The organism is Microvirga sp. P4_G7, from assembly GCF_056401005.1.
Genome location: NZ_JBFUKD010000989.1, coordinates 1 through 1,022 on the forward strand (window position 1 = coordinate 1; position 1,022 = coordinate 1,022).

The following is a 1,022-nucleotide window of genomic DNA, read 5'->3' on the forward strand; positions in this document are numbered from 1 at the left end:
GTATTCGAGACGGCCGATGTTTCGCCGAGCTTCGAAGAGGAAGTGGTCGTCAGGCACGGCGCGCGGCGTGTGCTCCTGACCACGAAGATGCCACTGCGCGACGCGTCGCAGAATGTCATAAGCGTGCTGACGAGCTCGGTGGACATCACCGAGCGCAAGGAGACCGAGGGCCTGCTTCGTCACATGGCGTTGCACGACTCGCTTACCGATCTGCCCAACCGAACGATGCTCTACGAAAGCCTGCAGGCCGAGATCTCGGGCGACAAGGGAACCTTCGCGCTTCACCTCATCGATCTCGACCGGTTCAAATCGATCAACGACGCGTTCGGCCATGCCAGCGGCGATCGGCTGCTGCAGAGCGTGACCGCACGGTTGAACGAGTTTGCCAACGAGAACGTCATGGTCGCGCGGCTCTCCGGCGACGAGTTCGCGATTCTGCAGTCGAATATTCACCATCAGGACGATGCGGAGAGCCTCGCGCGCGACGTCATCGTCGCGCTGTCGGCACCATTCCTTTGCCACGAACAGGAAATCGCAATCGGCAGCAGCATCGGCATCGTGATGGGCCAACGCGACGCGACGGACGCGGAACGACTGCTGAAATACGCCGATCTCGCCATGTACCGCGCCAAGTCGGACGGCCGAAATATCTTCCGCTTCTTCACACCCGAGATGGATGTCGGCTCGCGCAACAACCTGATCTTGGAAGCCGATCTTCGCAAGGCCCTGGGGCGCGATCAACTGGTGCTCTATTACCAGCCGCAGATTGATTTGCGGTCCGGTCGCATCATCGGCGTGGAGGCGCTCCTACGATGGGCGAGACCCGTCGCTGGATTGACGGCGCCCGACGCCTTCCTGCGCATTGCGGAAGAGAGCGGTCTGATCGCCGAGATCGGCGAATGGGCGCTGCGAGAAGCGTGCTCACAGGGAATGGTGTGGCAGCAGCTCGGCTATCCGTTGCGCATCGCCGTCAACCTCTCGCCGGTTCAGTTCCTGCGGCAGGATCTTGTCCACCTTGTGAC

Annotated in this window: 1 protein-coding gene; it reads left to right on the forward strand. The window is 61.5% G+C overall.

What is annotated here, in order from left to right; translation table 11 throughout:
* A partial coding sequence (locus AC1DT3_RS22445; RefSeq protein ID WP_477467380.1) for a putative bifunctional diguanylate cyclase/phosphodiesterase occupies positions 1–1,022 on the forward strand: 1,022 nt, incomplete at both ends.